This window comes from Klenkia brasiliensis (assembly GCF_900100695.1).
In the GTDB taxonomy this organism is placed as follows: domain Bacteria; phylum Actinomycetota; class Actinomycetes; order Mycobacteriales; family Geodermatophilaceae; genus Klenkia; species Klenkia brasiliensis.
In genome coordinates this window covers 95,876-114,782 of the sequence record NZ_FNCF01000006.1, presented here as the reverse complement: position 1 = coordinate 114,782, position 18,907 = coordinate 95,876, and the positions used below count along the sequence as shown (strand labels likewise).

Sequence of the window (18,907 nt, the reverse complement as noted above, 5' to 3'; positions counted from 1 at the left end):
ATGCAGGGGATGCGATCCGAGGCCAGCGTGCTGCACCTGGACCTGGACGCGTTCTTCGCCGCGGTCGAGCAGCGCGACAAGCCCTCCCTGCGCGGCCGGCCGGTGGTGGTCGGCGGCACGGGCGGGCGCGGGGTGGTCTCCACCGCCTCCTACGAGGCCCGCGCCTACGGCGCCCGCAGCGCCATGTCCACCGCGGAGGCCCGCCGCCGCTGCCCACCGGGGACGGCGTTCCTCGGTGGCCGGTTCGCCGCCTACTCCGTCACCTCGCGGGTGGTGATGGACCTGCTGCGCGAGCTCTCGCCGCTGGTCGAGCAGGTCAGCGTGGACGAGGCCTACGTCGATCTGGCCGCGGGGGACCACGACCTGTCCGTGGCGGGGCTGACCGCGCTGGCCCGGGACCTCAAGGAGCGCATCCATGCCGCCACCGGCGGAGTCCGCGGCTCGGTCGGCATCGGGTCGTCCAAGACGATGACCAAGATCGGCAGCGAGCTGGACAAGCCCGACGGCCTGCTCGTCGTCCCCGCGGGGTCGGAGCTGGACGTGCTGCACCCGCTGCCGGTGCGCTCGCTGCCCGGGGTGGGGCCGGCGACCGGCGACCGGCTGTCCGCGGTCGGGGTCCGCACCGTCGGCGACCTGCACGAGCGGTCGCTGACCGACCTGGTCGCCCTGGTCGGCCAGGCGCACGGCACCGGCCTGTTCCGGCTGGCCCGGGCGCTGGACGACCGGCCCGTCGTCCCCGACCGGGAGGCCAAGAGCGTCTCCGCCGAGCGCACCTACGCCACCGACCTGACCGACCTGGGCCGGCTGCAGAGCGAGATCCGCTGGCTGGCCGACCGGGTGGTCGCCCGGCTGCAGAAGGAGGGGACGGCGGGCCGCACGGTGACGCTGAAGTTCCGCCGCTACGACTTCACCACCCTCACCCGCTCGCAGACCCTGCCCCAGCCGGTGGACGACGCCCGCACCGTCACCGACGTCGCCACCCGGCTGCTGGCCGGCATCGACCGCACCGGCGGGGTCCGGCTGCTCGGCGTCGGCGTCTCGGCCCTGGCCACCTACGTGCAGGGCGACCTGTTCGCCCCCGACGAGGCCCCGGTCGTCATCGACACCGAGGAGGACGAGGAGGAGACCCCGGCGCCGCAGTCGCGCTCGTGGCACCCCGGGCAGGACGTCGCCCACGCCGAGATGGGCAGCGGGTGGGTGTGGGGCAGCGGCCTGGGCCGGGTCACCGTCCGGTTCGAGGGACCGCTGACCCCGCCCGGCCCGGTGCGCACCTACGCCGTCGACGACCCCGCGCTGGTCCCGGCCGAGCCGCCGGACTGGCGGGGCACCGAGGACCAGAAGTCCCGTTCGTAGGCCGTGGCGACGGCGAACGCCCGCAGCATGGCCGGCTCCAGGTCGGGGGTCGCGGCGGCGTCGGTGAGCTCCCGGGCCCGCCGGGTCGACTCCTGGAACGCCGGGTCGTCGTAGGTGGTCACCCAGCGCAGGTACGGGTGGTCGGGCACGGCCCGGGCGGCGGGGGCCAACCGGGCGCCGGTGTGCGCGTACACCCAGAAGCAGGGCAGCACGGCCGCACAGGCCACCGCGTACGGCTCGGTCGCCGCCGTCGCGACCAGGTAGGAGACGTAGGCCCGGCAGGTCGGGCTGTGCTCGTCGGTGCGCGGGCCGCCGCCGAGCAGCGCCAGCAGGTCGCCGTGCAGCGCGGTCTCGACCACCGCGGCGGTGTGCGCCGCGCTCGCCCAGAACGCCCCGGCCCGCGGGTCGGGCGCGCGGGCGGCCAGGAGGGCCAGCGCCTTGGCGTACCCGGCCAGGTAGAGGGCGTCCTGCTCGAGGTAGAACCGGAAGGCGGCGTCGTCCAGGCTGCCGTCGGCCAGCTCGGCGAGGAACTCCAGCGCGTCGATCTCGGCGCGCACGACCTCGGTGCCGGCCCAGGCCTCGTCGGAGAAGCTCACAGCTCCCCCCAGGCGTGCGCGCCGTGGGACACCGGCCCGTTGCCCGACCCGACGTGCAGCCGGTCGGCGTGGAGCAGGGCGGCCTGCAGCACGTCCCGCGCCGTCTCGACGAGCACCGGCCAGTCCGGGGCCGCGCCGGTCACCCCGGCCGTCGTGGCCTCGGCGGCGAGCGCGGCCGACAGCGTGCAGCCGGTGCCGTGGGTGTTCGAGGTGTCGACCAGCGGACGACGGCTCAGGTGCACCGCCGTCGTCCCGTCGGCCTGCCGGACGGCGAGGACGTCGGTGCCCTCCCCCAGCTCCCGGGCCAGGTGACCGCCCTTGACCAGCACCGCGCCCGGGCCGAGGGCGAGCAGGGCCACCGCCTGGTCGCGCAGGTCGTCGACGGTCCGGGCCGGTTCCGTGCCGAGCAGCCGCGCTGCCTCGGGGACGTTCGGGGTGACCAGGTCGGCGATCGGCAGCAGCGCCGTCCGGACCGCGTCGACCGCGTCGTCGTCGATCAGTGCATCCCCGCTGGTCGCCACCATCACCGGGTCGACCACGAGCGGGCCGACCGGTCGCCGGGCGAGCACGTCGACGACGGCGTGCACCACGGCCGCCGAGCCGAGCATCCCGGTCTTGGCGGCGTGCACCGCCACGTCGTCGAGCAGGGTGTCGAGCTGCTGGGTGACGAAGGCGGCCGGGACCGGGTGCACCCCGGTGACGCCGTGGGTGTTCTGCGCGGTGAGGCCGGTCAGCACCGCGGTGCCGTAGGTGGCCAGCCCGGCGAAGGTGGCCAGGTCGGCCTGGATGCCCGCACCGCCGCTGGGGTCGGAGCCGGCGACGGTGAGCGCCACCCGCGCGCTCATCGCCCTGCCGCCCGCAGGGCCGCCGCGGCCGCGCGGGGGTCGGGTGCGGCGCAGACGTCGGAGACCACGCAGACGCCGTCGACGCCGGTCGCGGCCAGCTCGGCGACCCGGTCGGCACGGACGCCACCGATGGCCACCGTGGTCAGTCCACCGGCGCCGGCCACCAGCCGCGACACGCCCGCCGGCCCCAGCGCCGGGCCCGCGTCGGTCTTGGTGGCCGTGGCCCAGACCGGACCGATGCCCAGCAGGTCGACCGTGCCCGCCGGCAGCGCCCGGGCCGCGACCAGCTCGTCGTCCGTGCCCACCGACAGGCCGAGGTGCAGGTGCGGGGCATGCGCCCGGACCTCGGCGACCGGGAGGTCGGACTGGCCGACGTGCACGCCGTCCGCGTCAGCCAGCAGGGCGACGTCCAGGGCGTCGTCGACCACGACCGCGACGTCCCGCCGGTCGGCGAGCACGGCCTGCACGGCCCGGGTCAGCGCGAGCAGCTCGCGCCGGGAGGCGGTCTTGTCCCGCACCTGGACGGCGGTGACCCCGCCGGCGACCGCGGCCGCCACCACCTCGGGCACCGAGCGCGGCGCGCAGAGCGCGGTGTCGGTGACCAGGTACAGCGTCGGGTCGAGCCTCACGCCTGGTCCCGGACGTCGGCGTCGGCCAGCTCGTCGGGGCCGATCGCGTCGAGGGCGTCCAGCCAGGCGATCGCGAACGACCCCGGGCCGCCGCACACCGCCGCCGCGCGCTCCGCGGCCAGGGCCACGTGCGCGTGGGCGGCCACGGCGCCCCAGAGGACCGACCCGGTCGCGGCCACGTACGCGGCCGTCAGCGCGCCGAGGGCGCAGCCGGCCCCCGTGGTGCGGGTCAGCAGGACGTGCCCGCCCCCGACCCGGAGGGTGCGCTCGCCGTCGGTGACCAGGTCGACCTCGCCGCTCACCGCGACGACGCCACCGGTGCGGCGGGCCAGGTCGGCGGCCGCCGACGCGGCGCTGTCGACCCCCGCGGTGCTGTCGGTGCCCCGCCCGCCGGCCCCGGCGCCGGCCAGCGCGATGACCTCGGAGGCGTTGCCGCGGATGACGTCGGGCCGGTGCTCGAGCAGCTCGGCGGCCAGTCGGGTGCGGAAGCCGAGCGCGCCGACCGCGACCGGGTCGAGCACCCAGGGCTTCGCGTCGTCCGCGGCCCGCGCGGCGGCGGCCCGCATCGCCTCGGCCGTGCGCGCGTTCAGGGTGCCCACGTTGACCAGCACCGCCGACGCGACCGCGGCGAACTCGGCGGCCTCCTCGGGGGCGTCCACCATGGCCGGCGAGGCGCCGACCGCCAGCAGCGCGTTCGCGGTGAAGGCCTGCACGACGGTGTTGGTCAGGCAGTGCACCAATGGGCGCACCTCGGTGAGGGCGGCCCGGGCCGCCATCAGCGACGCCGTGGTGGAACGGCTCATGTCGACATCCCTTCGCCAGTACGAGCTGGAGCAGGTTCGACGGGTGTCATCTCAGCCCCCTGGCGGGGCACCCCGTGTCATCGCCGATCCTGGCACCCCGGCACCGCAGCTCGTCCACAGGGGTGAGCCGGGTCCACAGATCCTGATCGGGGCTTGATCGGAACCCGTCGGGCCTGTGAGGCTGTCGGCCCACCCGCCCGCCGTCGACGAGGAGCACGTTGGACGCCACCGCGATCGCGTTCCTCGCCGTGGGTGGTGTCGGTGTGCTGGTCCTGCTGGTCGCGCTGCTGGGCGGGGAGCTCGCCGGTCTCGGCCACCCCGACGCCGACGGCCCGTTCTCGCTGCCGGCGATCGCCGCGTTCGTCGGCGGGGTCGGTTTCGGCGGGGCAGCGGCCTCGGCACTGCTGCCGGCGCTCCCCGGCGCCGTCACCGTGCTGCTCTGCCTGCTGGTCGGCGTCGTGGTGGCGCTGCCGCTGGCCGCCGGTGCGGTCAAGCTCGCGTCCGCGCTGCGGGACATGCCGACCACGCCCACGCTCACCGGCGGCGACGTCCTCGGTGCGCAGGGCGTGGTGGTCTCCGCCGTCCCGGCCGGCGGGTTCGGCGAGGTGCGGCTGTCCCTGCACGGCCAGCAGCTCAAGTACGCCGCCCGCAGCGAGGTCCCGCTGCCGACCGGCACCCCCGTCTACGTCGTCGACACCCCGTCGCCGACCTCGGTGGAGGTCGTCTCGACCGCCCCGGACCCGTCAGGAGGCACCACCCCGTGACCCTGCTCTACGCGATCGGCGGCATCGCCGTCCTCGTGATCCTGCTCGTGCTGCTGGTGCTCTCCCGGATCAAGGTGGCCGGGCCCAACCAGGCCTTCCTGGTCACCGGCCGGCAGGGCCGGTCGGTCACCGGGGCCGACGGCACGGTCAGCCGCGACATGTCCGGCCAGAAGGTCGTCATGGGCGCCAGCGTCTTCGTGCTGCCGGTGGTGCAGAAGCTGCACACCCTCGACCTGTCCAGCCGGCGCATCCCGGTCGGCATCCGGGGCGCGGTGAGCAAGCAGGGCGTCAAGTGCGACCTCGAGGGCGTGGCCATCGTCAAGGTCGGCGGGAACGAGTCCTCCATCCGCGCCGCCGCGCAGCGGTTCCTGCAGCAGCAGCAGGGCATCGACACCTTCACCTCGGAGGTGCTCGCCGGTGCGCTGCGCTCCATCGTGGGCCGGCTGACGATCGAGGAGATCATCCGCGACCGCGCCGCCTTCGCCTCCGCCGTGGCCGAGGAGGCCGAGTCCTCGCTCACCGGCCAGGGCCTGGTGCTGGACACCTTCCAGCTGCAGGACATCCAGGCCGAGGGCACCTACCTGGCCGACCTGGGCCGGCCCGAGGCCGCCCGGGTGCTCAAGGAGGCCTCCATCGCCGAGGCCCGCGCCCGCCAGGCCGCCCAGCAGGAGCAGCTGCTCGCCGACGAGGCCATCGCGGTGTCCCAGCGGCAGCTGGCCCTCAAGCAGGCCGAGATCAACGCCGAGATCGACGCCGCCAAGGCCAAGGCCGCCGCGGCCGGTCCGCTGGCGCAGGCCGCGCAGGACCAGCAGGTGCTCGCCGAACAGGAGAAGGTCGCCGCGCGGAACGCCTCGCTGACCCAGGCCCAGCTGGACACCAAGGTCCGCCGGCCGGCAGACGCCGAGCGGTACCGGGTGGAGCAGGAGGCCGAGGGCCGCAAGAACTCGAAGATCCTCACCGCGGAGGCCGACCGGCAGGCCACCATCGCCGCCGCCCAGGCCGCGGCCGAGCAGGCCAAGCTCTCCGGTGAGGGCGAGCGGGCCCGCCGCTCGGCGCTGGCCGAGGCCGAGGCCATCGAGGGCGCCAAGCGCGGTGAGGCCGAGAAGCTGCGCCGGCAGGCCATCGCCGACGCGGTGGAGCGCGAGGGCGCGGCCGAGGCCGCGGCGATCCTGGCCAAGGGCAAGGCCGAGGCCGAGTCGATGGACGCCCGCTCGCAGGCCTTCAGCACCTACGGCGAGGCGGCGATCCTGGACCTGCTGGTCAAGGTGCTGCCCGAGGTCGTCTCCGCCGCGGCCGCCCCGCTGTCCAGCGTGGAGAAGATGACCGTGATCAGCGCCGACGGCCCGGGGTCGTTGTCGAGGTCGGTGGCCTCGAACGTCGCCCAGGGGCTGCAGCTGTCCGGCGACCTCACCGGGCTGGACGTGCAGAAGCTGCTCGAGCGGCTGTCCGGGGCCGCCGCCGACCGGATGGGAGTCGGCCCGGCCCAGCAGGTGCCCGTCGACGGTCAGGTCGACGGCCACCACGGCTGAGCCGGGGGCGAGGATGGTCGGCGTGATCGTCGAGAAGCGGTTCGCCGACCTGTCCGCCGCCGAGCTGTACGGCCTGCTCAGGCTGCGGGTCGACGTGTTCGTGGTGGAGCAGTCCTGCCCCTACCCCGAGCTCGACGGCCGGGACGCCGAGCCGGGCACGCTGCACGTCTGGGTGCCCGGGGAGGACGGCGAGGTGCTGTCCTGCATCCGGGTGCTGGAGAACGGCGCGGACCGGGCCATCGGCCGGGTGGCGACGGCGGGGTCCGCCCGCGGCCGGGGGCTCTCGGCGCAGCTGGTCCGGCGCGGGCTGGAGCTGTGCGCCGGCCGCACGGTCGACATCGGTGCCCAGGCCTACCTGGAGGGCTGGTACGGCCGGTTCGGCTTCCGGCGATCGGGCGACGACTACCTGGAGGACGGCATCCCCCACCTGCCCATGCGGATGGTCGCGCCCGCCTGAGGCCCGCCCGTCCTGCCCGTGATCATGGGGTCGGTGACGGGGACGCGCCCGGGGCCGGCGTGTCCCCGGGCGAGAACCCCATGATCACCACGCGGCGCGGCCTCAGTCCGCGCCGGTGAGCGAGGCCTGGGGCAGCCAGTCGGCGTCCAGCAGCTCGGCGATCTGCTGCAGGCCGGCGGTGTCGCCGCCCGCGGTCGAGCCGGTGACCGCCAGCCGCTCGACCATCACCCTGGCCACCTGCTCCTCGACGGTGTCCTCGGCGTAGGCGATCCGCCACGGCGAGACCTGGTGGTCGCGGTGGGTGCGACCGGTGACCTGGCGTGCGGCGATGCCGGAGAACCGGGGCTGGTGGAACAGGCCCACCCGCGGGGTGGTCGAGGCGGCGGTGCCGCCGGGCAGCTGCTCGCCGGCGTGCAGGCTGATCGAGGCGGTCACGGTGAACACGCAGACCCGGGACTCCCCGCGCTGGAACCGCAGTCGCTCGGCCTCCACGTCGAAGCGGTCCCGGCCGTAGATGCCCGACACCGGCACCCCGGCGGCCAGCAGGGCCTCGCGGATCGAGTCGGCGGCGGTCTCCACGAACTCGACCGAGACCGCCACCTGCCGGTCGGCCTCCACCTGCGCCCGCACCCAGTCCACGGTCGCGGGCACCCGGATGAGCCCGGCCTTCTGCCGGAACCGCAGCAGCGCGGCCCGGCCCCGGGCGGTCTGCCGGGACCTCCTCGCCAGCTGCATCTCGGCCCGGAACTCCTGCCAGTCGCTGTCGTACTGCGCGCGCTCGGCGGGGGTCAGCGCGACCGGGGTGCCGGTGACCTGCACGTCGCCCCATGGAGCGGCCCGGTGCAGGGTGGTCGGCGGGTCGGTGTCGGTCAGCCAGCCGCGCAGCCGGGCGAGGTCGGCGCGCCGCTCGTCGGGGTCCTCGGTCCACGTGCTGCCGTAGCGGCCACGTTCCACGTGGAACCCGTGCTCGGTCAGCCGGGCGGGCAGGTCGGCCCAGGCACGCAGCGGTTCGCCGTGCAGCGTCGCGAAGTGCGGCGCCAGGTAGGGCAGCTCCAGCGGCGAGTGCGCCGGTGTCGCCGTCGTCAGCAGCACGAAGGGCGCGTCCTTCACCCGGCCGCCGCCGGAGACGGCCTTCCAGTGCTTCCACCGCTGGGTGGTGGTGTGCCGGACCATGTGCGCCTCGTCGGCCACCACGACGTCGAACCGCAGGTCCCGCACCTTGCCCAGCCGGTCCCAGGTGGTGACGCACCAGCGCAGGTCACCGGCGCCGAAGGCGCTGATGGAGCGCGTCCAGTGCGGGATGGTGATGGCCGCGGGGCGGTCGGCGACGACGAGCACGGTCCGCGCGCCGCGGCGGGCGGCGATCTGCTGCACGGCCAGGACGGCGGTGCCGGTCTTGCCCACGCCGGGGTCGTCGCCGAGCAGGAACATCCGGGCACCGGCGGCCTCGGCGGCGGCGACCGCGGCCGCCCCGGTGACCTGCTCGGCGCGCGGGGTCATCCGGTCACCGGCGGGCACCGGGCGGGGGTCGGGGTTGAGCTCGTCCTCCAGGAACCGCTCCACGGTGTGCGGGCCGGGGACGTAGGGGGCCAGCTCCGGCGGCGGGGTGGCGCCGACCCAGACGTGGGCCTGCAGCTCCTTGTCCCACACGGCGCCGGGCGCCGGGGCGCGGAACGGGACGGCGAGCACCCACACCCGCTCCCCCGCGCCGGCGACCGCCCGCGGAGGCGCGGTCGCCGCCGTGCGCGGGGCGGCCTTGCCGGGAGCGGCCGTGCGCGGGGCAGCCTTGCGCGGCGCGGCTGTGCGGGCGGCGGCCTTGCGGGGGGCGGCCTTGCGGGGGGCGGCCGTGCGCGGCGTGGCCGTGCGGGTGGTCCTGCGTCGTCCGGGCACGGCGTCCGACGCTACGTGCCGGCGGGCCCGCGCCGGGTCAGGCGGCGAGCGCGCCGACCCGGTGGTGCGCGCCGGCTGCGGCCAGCACCGTCGAGAGGCTGCCGGCCGGGTCGACGGCGCCGGTGGCCGGCGGTGCGTCGGGCACGTCGAGCAGCGACCGGAACGACGCCGACGCCCACCGGGACTCCGGCACGGTGAGCTCGGGGTGGAACTGCACGCCGACCGCGGCCCGGCCCACGGCGAAGCCCTGCACGGTGCTGACCGTGTTGCTCCACAGCAACCGGACGCCCGGCCGGTGCAGCACCGCGGGGGGCACCTCCTGCACGTGGGCGGTCGGCACGGTCAGGTCGGGGACGCCGTGCCCGTGCACGGTGGTGACCCCGACCTCGCCGCCGGCGGCGACCGGCTGGGGTGCCGTCCCCGTGGCGACCGCCGCGACCATCTGCGCGCCCAGGCAGATGCCGACCACCGCGGCGCGGCCCTCGTCGGCCACGGCCAGGGCGGACCGGACGGCGTCGAGCCGCTCGGCCATCGCCGTGGTGCCGGACCCGACGGCCTCGAGGCCGCCGCTGAACACGTGCAGCACGTCGGGACGGCCGCGGTGCTCGAAGGCCGGGTCACCCCACGGCACCAGCGAGACCCGCCAGCCCAGCGCGGCCAGCTGCTCGGCCAGCGGGTCCCCCCAGCCCGTGCCGGGCCACAGGGTGCCGCTGCCTGCCCACACCACTGCCTCGCCGGTGATCACCGGACCACCCTGGGGGTCGGCCCGCCCGTCGCCCGGTGACGACACGGGACGGGGACCGCCCCGGTCGCCACACCGGTCCCGCCGTCCCCGCAGGGTGGCTCCTGCCCCGCCGGTCGCCGGCGTCTGGTCGGATGTCGGGGTGAGCGCCGACCTCGACCTGGCCACCCGGACCCTCGGCGACGACGGCCCCCGGGTCGTCTTCGTGCACGGCCTGTTCGGCCAGGGCCGCAACTGGACGACGGTGGGCAAGCAGCTGGCCGAGGACGGCCACCGGGTCACCCTGGTGGACCTGCCCAACCACGGGCACTCGCCGTGGACCGACCGGCTGGACTACGTCGAGATGGCCGAGCTGGTCGCCGCGCTGCTGACCGGGTTCGGCGAGCCGGTGACCCTGGTCGGGCACTCGATGGGCGGCAAGGTCGCGATGCAGCTGGCGCTCCGGCACCCGGAGCTGCTGCGCGGGCTGGTCGTCGTCGACATCTCGCCGTCGGTCTACCCGCTGACCGGTGGCCGGACCGACGACCCGGACGAGGAGGCCTCCCCGTTCGCCGAGTTCATCGAGGCGATGCAGGCCGTGGACCTGACCGCGCTGACCCGGCGGGAGGAGGCCGACGCGGCGCTGGCCGCCGCGGTGCCCAGCGACATGGTCCGCGGGTTCCTGCTGCAGTCCCTCGTGCGCGACGGGACGGCCGGGGGTGGCGGGGCGGGTGGACGAGCAGCGTGGCGGTGGCGGCTCAACCTGCCGGTGCTGGCCCGGGACCTCGCGGTGCTGCGGGAGTTCCCCGACCCGCCGGCCGGCGCGGTGTTCGACGGCCCGGTGCTGTGGATCGCCGGCGCGCACTCGTCCTACGTGCTGGACGCGGACCGGCCGCGGATGGAGGAGCTGTTCCCGCGGGTGCGGCTGGTGCGGGTGAAGAACGCCGGGCACTGGGTGCACTCGGAGGCCCCCGAGGTCTTCACCGAGACCGTCCGCCGCTTCCTCGAGGCGGTCGAGCGACGGTAGGGACCGGCCCCGGTCGGGCGCACCGTCGGGGCTAGTCGAACAGGCCGCGGATGTCCTCGGCGGTCAGCGGCGCGGACAGCGTGCCGTCGTCGTCGACGACCTGGTCGAAGACGGCCTGCTTGCGGGCCTTGAGCGCCATCACCTTCTCCTCGATGGTGTCCTTGGCGACCAGCCGGTAGACCATCACGTTGCGGGTCTGCCCGATGCGGTGTGCCCGGTCGACCGCCTGGGCCTCCGCCGCCGGGTTCCACCACGGGTCGAGCACGAACACGTAGTCGGCGGCGGTGAGGTTGAGCCCGAACCCGCCGGCCTTGAGGCTGATCAGGAACACCGGGACGACGCCGTCGGTGAAGCTCTGGATGACCGCGGGCCGCTGCCGGGTGCTGCCGTCGAGGTAGGCGTAGCCGATGCCCTCGGCGTCCAGCTGGGCGCGGATGCGGGCCAGGTAGCCGGTGAACTGGCTGAACACCAGCACCCGGTGGCCCTCGGCCAGGACCTCGCGCAGGTGCTCCAGGAACGCCTCGGTCTTGTCCGAGCGGACCGCGTCGTGCTCGGGGTCGGCCAGCGCCGGGTCCAGCGCCAGCTGCCGCAGCAGCGTCAATGACCGCAGGATCTCGAAGCGGTGCGCGTCCATGTCCTCGACCAGCCGCAGCACCTTGCGGCGTTCACGCTGCAGCGCGGTGCGGTAGAGCGTCTCGTGCCGGCCGGTGAGCCGGACCTCGAGCACCTGCTCCTGCTTGGCCGGCAGGTCGGCGGCCACCAGCTCCTTGGTGCGGCGCAGCATCAGCGGCCGCAACCGGCGGCGCAGGGTGCCCAGCCGGCCCGGGTCGGTGCCCCGCTCGATCGGTCGGCGCCAGAGCTCGTTGAACGCCTCGGGGTCGGGGAACAACCCGGGCGCGCAGATGGACAGCAGGGACCACAGGTCCATCAGGCTGTTCTCCATCGGCGTGCCCGTGATGGCCAGCTTGAACGGGGCGTCGACGGTGCGGGCCGCGCGGTAGGCCTTGGCCTGCCGGTTCTTCACGAACTGGGCCTCGTCCAGCAGCATCCCGCGCCAGGCGGCCCGCGCGTACTCGGCCTCGTCCAGGCGCAGCAGCGTGTAGGAGGTGACCACCAGGTCGGCGCCGGCGATCCGCTCCGCCAGCGGCCGGCCGGCCTTGGCCGAGGTCTCCTCGACCGCGGTGACGGCCAGGCCGGGGGCGAACCGGGCCGCCTCGGACACCCAGTTGCCCACCACGCTGGTGGGGGCGACCACCAGCACCGGCGCGGTCAGCTGGCCGGCGTCCTTGGCCCGCTGCAGCAGAGCGAGGGCCTGCAGGGTCTTGCCCAGGCCCATGTCGTCGGCGAGCACGCCGCCGAGGTCGTGGTCCCACAGCAGGGACAGCCAGCGGTAGCCCTCGAGCTGGTAGGGCCGCAGCTGCGCGGTGATCCCGGCCGGGACCGGCGGGGTGGGCACCTCGTCGAGGGCGAGCAGGGCGGCGGTGCTGCGCTCCCAGCGGGCGCTCTGCTCGGCGACCACGCCCAGCTGGCGCAGGTCGCCCCACAGCCCGGCCTGCCACCGGTTGATCCGCGTCGGCGGTTTGCGGGGGTCGGCCATGCCGGCGGCCTCCGCGATGAGCTGGGCCAGCACGGCGAACTCGGGCCCGTCGAGGGGGAAGTAGGTGCCGCTGGGCAGGAACAGGTGGGTCTGCTTGGTGGCCAGCGCCCGGAACAGGTGCGCGAAGGGCACCTCCTGGCCCTCGACGGTGACCGTGATGCCCAGGTCGAACCAGTCGGAGCCGTCGGCGGCGGGGTCGGTGACCGACACGCTGACCACCGGCGCGGAGGTGGCGGCCCGGTAGTCGGGGGCGTCGCCCAGCTCGGTGACCTTCACCCCCTGGGCGCGCAGCGAGGGCAGCACGCCCTCGCAGAACACCGCGGCGTCGAGCTCGCGCAGCTCGACGGTGGGCACCAGCCCGCGCTGCACGGTGGCCTGCCGCAGCTGCGGGAACCGGCCGTCGGGCAGCACCAGGCCGGTGAGCAGTGCCCGCTCGGCGCGGTCGTCGCGGCCCGGGTCGCTGCCCGCGCCGCCCAGCGGGACCCGCCGGCCCTCGGGGACGCCGTCGCCCTCGACCGGGCCGGCCGGGTAGATCAGCGCCCACTCCAGGGTCAGCCGGGCACCCTCGGCGTGGCTGACGGTCAGCGCCAGCACCGGGGGCTCGACCGAGGGCAGCTCGACCGACCCGTCGGGCGAGACCAACTCGACCATGCGCTGCAGGGCGGGCACCAGCTCGGCGCGGACCCGCTCGACGTCGGCGGCGGGGACCTCCAGCCGGGGGAAGCGGGAGATCATCCGGGACAGCTCCACCGGCACCCGGCCGGCGAACGGGACCAGGCGCAGTGCGTCGTCGGCGACCTCGAACGCCCCGTGCACCGGGGTGCCGACCAGGGTCAGCCCGGCCACCGGGGACGGCCCCGACGCCCGGCCCACGACCGCCTCGAGCAGCAGGTCGCGGTCGCGGGTGGCCTCCATGCGCAGCGGCGCCGGCGGCTCCAGCACCACCCGCTCGGCCTGGGTCTTCGCCGTCACGAAGGTGACCCCGGCGCGGTGCGCCTCGGCCAGCAGCCGCCACAGCTGCGGGCCGACGTCGTCGAGGAACACCGCGTCGGTGGTGCCGTAGAAGCCGGTGCTGCCGGCGCTCTGCGCGGCCCGGTACAGCTCGACGAGCACGTCGCGGTGCTCGGGCACCCGGCGCAGCGGGCCGTACTCGAAGGGCAGGTCGCGCCAGGAGATGCCGGTGCGCACCCACCGGCCGGCCCGACCGGGCACCACCGGCCGCAGCCGGACCTGGACCGGCACCCGCTGCCCGGAGCGCCCCGTCGCGGCGTTCAGCTCGAACTGCAGGCCGATCGGCACCAGGTCGGTGCCGGCGGCGTTCGGGGTGAGGTCGGCCAGCGCGGTCTGCCAGGCGGGCTTGGGCGTGGCCACCCGGGGAGCGGCGGCGGGCCACGCCTCGACCAGCGCCCCGGCCTGGTCGACCGCCGCCCCCTGGCCGTCGGGGCCCAGGCTGAGCAGCACCGCGACCGCGTGCTTGCAGGCCTGCCCGACCGGGCAGGTGCAGCGGCTGACCCACTCCTCGACGTCGGCGAACGCGGCCACCTGGTAGACCTCGCCGCGCGACCCGGCGACGACGCCGGAGACGTGGTCGCCGGACTGCACGGTGACCGAGCGGACCTTGCGCTCGCGCAGGCAGGCCCGGCCGCGGAAGGTCACCGCGTCCCCGAAGCAGGACGCGAGGAACTCCTCGTCCAGGGGGAGGGAGAGCGCTGCGGTCACGTCCACGACGGTAGCCACGGCCACCGACATCCCGGGCGCGCCGCCGCGATCTGTGGACAGCACCGTGACCTGTGGACGACGACTCGCCAGCGGGGGGCGGCACGGGCGAGGATCACCGGCATGAGCGACGACCGCGCCGGCACCCCGGCCCAGCCCTCGGACCTGGTCGACCTGGCGCACCTGGTCACCGCCTACTACACCGTGCAGCCCGACCCCGAGGACCCGGGCCAGCAGGTCGTGTTCGGCACCAGCGGCCACCGCGGGTCCAGCCTCGACGGTGCGTTCAACGAGGCGCACATCCTGGCCACCACGCAGGCGATCGTGGAGTACCGGCGCGGCCAGGGCTTCGACGGCCCGTTGTTCGTCGGCCGCGACACCCACGGCCTCTCCGAGCCGGCGTGGGCCAGCGCGCTGGAGGTGCTGGTCGCCAACGACGTCACCGTGCTGGTCGACGACGCCGACCGGTACACCCCCACGCCCGCGGTCAGCCACGCCATCCTGCGGGCCAACCGCGGCAAGAGCTCCGGGCTGGCCGACGGCATCGTGGTCACGCCCAGCCACAACCCGCCCCGCGACGGCGGCTTCAAGTACAACCCGCCGCACGGCGGCCCGGCCGACTCCGACGCCACCGGCTGGATCGCCGACCGCGCCAACGAGCTGCTGCGCGCCGGGCTCGACGGCGTCCGGCGGGTGCCCTTCGCGAAGGCCCGCGCCGCCGCGCGGGGCCACGACTTCACCGGCGACTACGTCGCCGACCTGCCGCACGTGCTCGACCTGGACGCCGTGCGCGCGGCCGGGGTGCGCATCGGCGCCGACCCGCTGGGCGGGGCCAGCGTCGACTACTGGGGCCGCATCGCCGAGGTGCACGGTCTCGACCTCACCGTGGTGAACCCGCTGGTCGACGCCACGTGGCGGTTCATGACGCTGGACTGGGACGGCAAGATCCGGATGGACTGCTCCTCGCCGTCCGCCATGGCCTCGCTCATCGAGCAGAAGGACCGGTTCCAGGTCGCCACCGGCAACGACGCCGACGCCGACCGGCACGGCATCGTCACCCCCGACGGCGGGCTGATGAACCCCAACCACTACCTGGCCGTCGCCATCTCCTACCTGTTCGCCCACCGGCCCGACTGGGCACCGTCCACCGCGGTGGGCAAGACGCTGGTGTCCTCCTCCCTCATCGACCGGGTGGTGGCCGACCTGGGCCGCGAGCTGCGCGAGGTGCCGGTCGGCTTCAAGTGGTTCGTGCCCGGGCTCATCGACGGGTCGGTCGGCTTCGGCGGCGAGGAATCGGCCGGGGCGTCGTTCCTGCGCCGCGACGGCGGGGTGTGGACGACGGACAAGGACGGCATCCTGCTGGCCCTGCTGGCGTCGGAGATCCAGGCGGTCACCGGGTCCTCGCCGAGCGAGCTGCACCGCGGGCTGACCGAGAGGTTCGGCGAGTCCGCCTACGCCCGGGTCGACGCCGCGGCCAGCCGCGAGGAGAAGGCGAAGCTCGGCAAGCTCTCCCCCGCCGACGTCTCCGCCACCGAGCTGGCCGGCGAGCCGATCACCGGCAAGCTCACCGAGGCCCCCGGCAACGGCGCGAAGGTCGGCGGGCTCAAGGTGACGACCGAGAACGCCTGGTTCGCCGCACGCCCGTCGGGCACCGAGGACGTCTACAAGATCTACGCGGAGTCCTTCCGCGGGCCCGACCACCTGGCCCAGGTCCAGGAGGAGGCCCGCGCCGTGGTCTCCGCGGCCCTGGGGTCGTGACCTCGCCCGACCCCGGTGCGTCCGGCTACAGCTCGCGGCCGGGCCACCACCCACCGCCGCCCGTGCCGGGCCCCCAGCCCGACCACGGCGATCCGGGCCACGGCTCGCCTCCGGGCTACGGGTCGCCCCCGGGCTATGGGCCGCCGCCGGGGTACGGGCCGCCTCCGGGCTACGGACCTCCGGGGTACGGGCCGCCGCCGGGGTACGGGCCGCCCGGGTACGGCCCGCCTCCGGGGTACGGGCCGCCCGGGTACGGCCCGCCTCCGGGCTACGGGCCGCCCGGGTACGGCCCTACGGGGTACGGCCCGCCCGGCCACGGCCCGCAGCCGCCGCGCCGGCCCGGGGTCGCCACCACGGCCGCCGTGCTCGGGTTCGTCACCGGCGGGCTCACCGCCGTCGGGTCGCTGGCCTTCCTGGTCGGGGTGCTGACCGGCAGCGACGACGTGTCCAGCCGGGTCCTCATCCTCGGCCTCCCGTGCGCCGCGGCCATGGTCTGGGGCGGGGTGCGGGTGCTGCAGCGCCGTCCGGGCCCGGTGCTGCTGGTCGGCACGCTGGCCGCCGTCGGGGTCCTGCTGCTGTCGCTGGTGATCGGCCTGGCCCGGCTCTCCGCCGACGAGCGCTACGGCATCACCGGGTTCACCGTCGTCGCCCTCGTGCTCCCGGTGACCACCGCCGTGTTCGCCGCCCTGCCCACGGTCCGCAGCTGGTCGGCCGGCCCACCGGGCTGACCGCCCGACGGTCCGGCCCCCTGCACCGCACCGGGTGCAGGGGGCCGGACCGTGCTCACCCGGCGTCAGGAGACGTCGTCGTCGACCCAGTCCAGGGTCTTGGTGACGGCCTTCTGCCAGTTGCGGTACTGCCGGTCGCGCTCGCCGGCGTCCATCGCCGGCTCCCAGCGCTTGTCCTCGGCCCACTTGGCGGTGAGCTCGTCGAGGTCGGACCAGAAACCGACCGCCAGGCCCGCCGCGTAGGCCGCACCCAGCGCGGTGGTCTCCACGATCTCCGGGCGGATCACCGGCACGTCGAGCACGTCGGCCTGGAACTGCATGAGCAGCTCGTTGCCGACCATGCCGCCGTCCACCCGCAACTCGGTCAGGTCGACGCCGGAGTCGGCGTTCATCGCGTCGAGCACCTCGCGGGTCTGGAAGGCGGTGGCCTCCAGCACGGCGCGGGCGATGTGGCCCTTGTTGACGTAGCGGGTCAGGCCGACCAGCGCGCCGCGGGCGTCGGAGCGCCAGTGCGGGGCGAACAGGCCGGAGAACGCCGGCACGATGTAGGCCCCGCCGTTGTCCTCGACGCCGGCGGCCAGGGTCTCGATCTCCGGGGCGTCCTTGATCATGCCCAGGTTGTCGCGCAGCCACTGCACCAGCGACCCGGTGACGGCGATGGAGCCCTCCAGCGCGTACACCGGCTTGGCGTCGCCCAGCTTGTAGCAGAGCGTGGTGAGCAGGCCGTTCTCCGACGGGACGGCCTCCTCGCCGGTGTTGAGCAGCATGAAGTTGCCGGTGCCGTAGGTGTTCTTGGCCATGCCGCGCTCGAAGCAGACCTGCCCGAAGGTGGCTGCCTGCTGGTCGCCCAGCGACCCCGAGATCGGCACGCCGGCCAGGAACCCGGCCGCCCGGCCCTCGCCGTAGACCTCGGAGTTGCTCCGGATCTCCGGGAGCATGGACATCGGGATGCCCATCTCCTCGGCGATGTCGGGCAGCCACTCCAGGGTGCGGTAGTCCATCAGCATGGTGCGGCTGGCGTTGGAGACGTCGGTGAGGTGCTTGCCGCCGTCGGTCCCGCCGGTCATGTTCCAGATCAGCCAGGAGTCGATGGTGCCCATGACCAGGTCACCGGCCTCGGCCCGCTCGCGGGCGCCGTCGACGTTGTCCAGGATCCAGCGGACCTTGGGCCCGGCGAAGTAGGTCGCCAGCGGCAGGCCGACCCGGTCCTTGTAGCGCTCGTCCCCGCCGCCGAGCGCGGCGAGGGAGTCGCAGATCTTCCCGGTGCGGGTGTCCTGCCAGACGATCGCGTTGTAGACCGGCTGCCCGGTGGTCCGGTCCCACACCACGGTGGTCTCGCGCTGGTTGGTGATGCCGACCGCGACGATGTCGGAGGTCGAGGCGTTGCCGCGGGCCAGGGCCTGGCCGACGACCTCGCGGGTGTTGCCCCAGATCTCCATCGGGTCGTGCTCGACCCAGCCGGCGCGCGGGAAGATCTGCTCGTGCTCCTTCTGGCCGGTGGCCACGATCTTCCCGTCGTGGTCGAACAGGATGCAGCGGGTGCTGGTCGTGCCCTGGTCGATCGCGGCGACGTACTTGCCTGCCATGGGGGTGTCTCCTCTGCTCTGAGGTCGGTGAGGGGGCGAGGGGTTCAGCTGGTGATGTTGACGAGACCGCCGGCCAGCAGCGCGCCGAGGACCGGACCGACGATCGGCACCCAGGAGTAGCCCCACCCGTTGTCGCCCTTGTTCCTGATGGGCAGCACGGCGTGGGCGATGCGGGGGCCGAGGTCGCGGGCGGGGTTGATGGCGTACCCGGTCGGGCCGCCGAGCGAGGCGCCGATGCCGACGACCAGCAGGGCGACGGCCAGCGGGCCGATCTCGGTCGGGGTGTCCCCGAAGCGCAGGATGATGTAGATCAGCACGAAGGTGCCGATCAGCTCGGTGAGCACGTTGTTGACCGGGCTCGGGATGGCCGGCGAGGTGCAGAACGTGCCCCGGATGGTGCCCGGGTCGGTCTCCTCCTGGTAGTGCTTCTGGAAGGCCACCCAGGCCACGACCGCACCGAGGAACGCGCCGACGAGCTCGCCGGCGAAGTACACCAGGGTCGAGCTGATCGTGATCGGGACGCCCGGCGCGTACTCCGAGGCGCCGCTGGCCCACAACCCGACGGTGACGGCCGGGTTCAGGTGGGCGCCGGACTTGGCCGCGGCGTACACGCCGGCGAAGACGGCCAGACCCCAGCCGAAGATGATCACGATGTAGCCGCCGCCGAGGGCGCCGGACTTGGCGAGCAGGACGTTGGCGACGACGCCCACGCCGAGCAGGATGAGGATCCCGGTGCCGATGACCTCGCTGCCGAAGACGGTCAGCAGACTGACCTGGTCCATGGATGGTGCTCCTGTCCACTGGGCCCGCGGCGGTGCGGGCCGGTGTGACGCCGAGGGGTGCCGCCTGTGTCCCCGATCACCCTCCGGCGCTGTCGGGGGGACGCTAGGTGGGCCCGATCACCGCGC

At 75.1% G+C, this 18,907-nt stretch carries 16 protein-coding genes and 1 riboswitch; of the genes, 7 read left to right on the top strand and 9 right to left on the bottom strand.

Annotated features, from left to right (window positions below; genetic code table 11):
* Window positions 1-9 precede the first annotated feature (9 nt).
* A complete protein-coding gene (locus BLT39_RS17500; RefSeq protein WP_091066658.1) occupies window positions 10-1,353 on the top strand; it encodes a DNA polymerase IV in 1,344 nt (447 codons plus the stop codon).
* Here the strand turns inward: BLT39_RS17500 and BLT39_RS17495 are convergent.
* The 4 genes from BLT39_RS17495 to thiM all read right to left on the bottom strand — a co-directional run bounded on the left by BLT39_RS17495 (window position 1,272) and on the right by thiM (window position 4,226).
* Entirely contained in the window at window positions 1,272-1,949 is a 678-nt protein-coding gene (locus tag BLT39_RS17495) for a TenA family protein (protein ID WP_091066654.1), read from the bottom strand. The two genes, BLT39_RS17500 and BLT39_RS17495, sit on opposite strands and share 82 nt — an antisense overlap.
* Window positions 1,946-2,794, bottom strand: a complete 849-nt coding sequence (thiD, locus tag BLT39_RS17490; protein WP_091066651.1) for a bifunctional hydroxymethylpyrimidine kinase/phosphomethylpyrimidine kinase — start codon at window positions 2,792-2,794, stop codon at window positions 1,946-1,948. The genes BLT39_RS17495 and thiD overlap by 4 nt, the downstream gene beginning before the upstream one ends.
* Window positions 2,791-3,423 carry a thiamine phosphate synthase gene (gene thiE, locus BLT39_RS17485; protein ID WP_091066648.1) on the bottom strand — a complete coding sequence of 211 codons (633 nt, stop codon included), beginning with the start codon at window positions 3,421-3,423 and terminating at the stop codon, window positions 2,791-2,793. The genes thiD and thiE overlap by 4 nt, the downstream gene beginning before the upstream one ends.
* Window positions 3,420-4,226 carry a hydroxyethylthiazole kinase gene (gene thiM / locus BLT39_RS17480; RefSeq protein WP_091066645.1) on the bottom strand — a complete coding sequence of 269 codons (807 nt, stop codon included), beginning with the start codon at window positions 4,224-4,226 and terminating at the stop codon, window positions 3,420-3,422. Before thiM ends, thiE begins: the two co-directional genes overlap by 4 nt.
* Window positions 4,217-4,311: riboswitch (TPP riboswitch) on the bottom strand. Its footprint overlaps the gene before it by 10 nt.
* 133 nt (window positions 4,312-4,444) lie before the next feature.
* Here thiM and BLT39_RS17475 point away from each other — a divergent pair.
* From BLT39_RS17475 to BLT39_RS17465, 3 genes are read left to right on the top strand one after another with little or no spacing between them, the layout of a single operon-like run.
* Window positions 4,445-4,990 carry a hypothetical protein gene (locus BLT39_RS17475; RefSeq protein WP_091066642.1) on the top strand — a complete coding sequence of 182 codons (546 nt, stop codon included), beginning with the start codon at window positions 4,445-4,447 and terminating at the stop codon, window positions 4,988-4,990.
* Window positions 4,987-6,519 carry a flotillin family protein gene (locus BLT39_RS17470; RefSeq protein WP_242658515.1) on the top strand — a complete coding sequence of 511 codons (1,533 nt, stop codon included), beginning with the start codon at window positions 4,987-4,989 and terminating at the stop codon, window positions 6,517-6,519. The genes BLT39_RS17475 and BLT39_RS17470 overlap by 4 nt, the downstream gene beginning before the upstream one ends.
* 22 nt (window positions 6,520-6,541) lie before the next feature.
* Window positions 6,542-6,976 (top strand): GNAT family N-acetyltransferase, encoded by a 435-nt coding sequence (locus BLT39_RS17465; protein WP_207508111.1) that lies wholly within the window; start codon window positions 6,542-6,544, stop codon window positions 6,974-6,976.
* Window positions 6,977-7,078: 102 nt separating this feature from the next.
* On the opposite strand, the gene BLT39_RS17460 is transcribed toward BLT39_RS17465, so the two are convergent.
* Both BLT39_RS17460 and BLT39_RS17455 read right to left on the bottom strand, forming a co-directional pair.
* Window positions 7,079-8,866 carry a DEAD/DEAH box helicase gene (locus tag BLT39_RS17460; protein ID WP_091066634.1) on the bottom strand — a complete coding sequence of 596 codons (1,788 nt, stop codon included), beginning with the start codon at window positions 8,864-8,866 and terminating at the stop codon, window positions 7,079-7,081.
* A 37-nt stretch (window positions 8,867-8,903) separates the two neighbouring features.
* The gene (locus BLT39_RS17455; RefSeq protein ID WP_165640308.1) at window positions 8,904-9,611 is read right to left on the bottom strand and encodes a glutamine amidotransferase-related protein; all 708 of its coding nucleotides are present in this window, start codon (window positions 9,609-9,611) and stop codon (window positions 8,904-8,906) included.
* Window positions 9,612-9,750: 139 nt separating this feature from the next.
* Here BLT39_RS17455 and BLT39_RS17450 point away from each other — a divergent pair, with 139 nt between their 5' ends.
* Complete coding sequence (locus tag BLT39_RS17450) at window positions 9,751-10,614, top strand: alpha/beta fold hydrolase (RefSeq protein WP_165640307.1); 864 nt, start codon at window positions 9,751-9,753, stop codon at window positions 10,612-10,614.
* Window positions 10,615-10,645: 31 nt separating this feature from the next.
* Here BLT39_RS17450 and BLT39_RS17445 read toward each other — a convergent pair whose 3' ends face one another.
* Window positions 10,646-13,930, bottom strand: coding sequence for a DEAD/DEAH box helicase (locus BLT39_RS17445; protein ID WP_165640306.1), 3,285 nt, complete (start codon window positions 13,928-13,930; stop codon window positions 10,646-10,648).
* A 120-nt stretch (window positions 13,931-14,050) separates the two neighbouring features.
* Here BLT39_RS17445 and pgm point away from each other — a divergent pair, with 120 nt between their 5' ends.
* Window positions 14,051-15,685: a phosphoglucomutase (alpha-D-glucose-1,6-bisphosphate-dependent) gene (gene pgm / locus BLT39_RS17440; protein WP_091066621.1), complete on the top strand. Its 1,635-nt coding sequence runs from the start codon at window positions 14,051-14,053 to the stop codon at window positions 15,683-15,685.
* A 362-nt stretch (window positions 15,686-16,047) separates the two neighbouring features.
* Window positions 16,048-16,413 (top strand): hypothetical protein, encoded by a 366-nt coding sequence (locus BLT39_RS22555; RefSeq protein ID WP_165640299.1) that lies wholly within the window; start codon window positions 16,048-16,050, stop codon window positions 16,411-16,413.
* 65 nt (window positions 16,414-16,478) lie between these two features.
* Here the strand turns inward: BLT39_RS22555 and glpK are convergent, their stop codons facing one another.
* Complete coding sequence (gene glpK / locus BLT39_RS17430; RefSeq protein ID WP_091066617.1) at window positions 16,479-17,999, bottom strand: glycerol kinase GlpK; 1,521 nt, start codon at window positions 17,997-17,999, stop codon at window positions 16,479-16,481.
* Window positions 18,000-18,043: 44 nt separating this feature from the next.
* Complete coding sequence (locus BLT39_RS17425) at window positions 18,044-18,781, bottom strand: MIP/aquaporin family protein (protein ID WP_207508110.1); 738 nt, start codon at window positions 18,779-18,781, stop codon at window positions 18,044-18,046.
* Between the last annotated feature and the right edge of the window lie 126 nt (window positions 18,782-18,907).